The sequence below is a fragment of the Mycobacterium sp. TH-M15 genome, assembly GCF_057473705.1.
Map to the genome: position 1 here is coordinate 1 of NZ_JBYCLB010000529.1, position 1,885 is coordinate 1,885.

Annotated in this window: 2 protein-coding genes; both read left to right on the forward strand. The window is 72.8% G+C overall.

Features of this window, described 5'->3' with window-relative positions; translation table 11 throughout:
- A partial coding sequence (locus AC2VNT_RS12900) for an acyl carrier protein (RefSeq protein WP_486947238.1) occupies nt 1-399 on the forward strand: 399 nt, incomplete at its 5' end.
- A partial coding sequence (locus tag AC2VNT_RS12905; protein ID WP_486947239.1) for a type I polyketide synthase occupies nt 399-1,885 on the forward strand: 1,487 nt, incomplete at its 3' end. The genes AC2VNT_RS12900 and AC2VNT_RS12905, both read left to right, overlap by 1 nt.

Here is a 1,885-nt window from a genome sequence, read left to right on the forward strand (position 1 = left end):
CGGGCCGAGCCGGCGGCCTGGGACTGGCAGCGGGTGCCCGCCGAGGTCATACCCGGCGAGCTGGAGGTTAGGCTGCAGGGCATGCTCGCCCGCGAGCTCGGGGTGCCGGCGGCCGCGGTCGACATGGATCGGTCCTTCCCGGAGCTGGGCCTCGACTCGATCATGGCGACCGCGATCCTGCGCGAAGGCAAGCACCTGCTCGGCGTCGACCTGTCGGCGACGATGTTCTTCAACCACCCGACCATCTCGTCGCTGGCCGCGCATCTGGCCGAGCTGCTGATCTCGTTGCAGCCCCCGCCCGATGACCAGGAAACGGGTGCCGCCCGCGAGGACAGCGTGCTCGACGCGCTCTTCGACAGCATCGAATCGGCCCCGTCCGGCCGGGAGAGCGACCGGTGATGAAGACAGCGTTCAACCGGGTGGCGGCGATGACCGCCGACCAGCGCGCCGCGCTGACCGACCAGTTCGACAAGGCGTCGCGGATCGCGACCGCCGAACCGGTCGCGGTGATCGGCATCGGCTGCCGGTTCCCCGGCGGCGCGACCGGGCCGGACGGCTACTGGTCGCTGCTGGCCGGCGGCACCGACGCGATCGTCGACGTGCCGGCCGACCGCTGGGACGGCGAGGCGTTCTACGACCCCGACCCGCTGGCCGCCGGCCGGATGGCCTCCAAGTGGGGCGGTTTCCTGCCCGACATCGCCGGCTTCGACGCCGACTTCTTCGGCATCACCCCGCGCGAAGCCGAGGCGATGGACCCGCAGCAGCGACTGCTGCTGGAGGTGGCCTTCGAAGCGCTGGAGAACGCCGGCATCGCGACCGAGCGGCTCGGCGACGTCCGCGCCGCGGTGCTGGCCGGCGTCTACTACAACGAGTACCAGGCCTCCTCGGCGACCAACCCGGACGGCATCGACGCCTACTCGGCGACCGGCAACGCGCACAGCGTCACCGTCGGCCGGATCGCCTACCTGCTCGGGCTGCGTGGCCCGGCGGTGGCGGTGGACACCGCCTGCTCGTCGTCGCTGGTCGCCATCCACCTGGCCTGCCAGAGCCTGAAGCTGCGGGAGACCGACCTGGCGCTGGCCGGCGGGGTGAACCTGATGCTGCGCCCGGAGACCCAACTCGCCCTGTCCAAGTGGGGCATGCTGTCGCCGCGCGGCCGGTGCCACTCGTTCGACGCCGGCGCCGACGGCTTCGTCCGCGGCGAGGGCGCCGGGGTGGTGGTGCTCAAACGGCTCACCGATGCGGTCCGCGACGGCGACCGGGTGCTGGCGGTGGTGCGCGGCTCGGCGGTCAACTCCGACGGCCGTTCCAACGGGCTGACCGCGCCCAACGCCGGAGCCCAGAGCGACGTGCTGACCCGGGCGTTGCGCAGCGCCGACGTGACGGCGAACTCGGTGAACTTCATCGAAACCCACGGCACCGGAACCTCGTTGGGTGACCCGATCGAATTCGACGCGCTGGCCGAGGTTTACGGCCGCGGCGAGGCGCGCTGCGGTCTGGGCGCGGTGAAGAGCAACCTGGGCCACCTGGAGGCAGCCGCCGGCATCGCCGGCTTCATCAAGGCGGTGCTGGCCGTCCGGCACGGCAAGATCCCGCCGAACCTGCACTTCTCCCAATGGAATCCGGCGATCGACCCGTCGGCCACCCGGCTGTTCGTGCCGACCGAGCTGACCGCGTGGCCGGAGTCCGGCGAACCGCGCCGGGCCGGGGTGTCGTCGTTCGGGCTGGGCGGCACCAACGCGCACGTGGTGATCGAGCAGGGCCCGGAGCCGGCCCCGGCGGCCGCCGACCCGACGGTCACCACCCTGGTGCTGGCCGGCAAGACCGACCAGCGGGTGGCCGCCTGGGCGTCGGCGCTGGCCGACTGGCTGGCCGGCGACGGGGC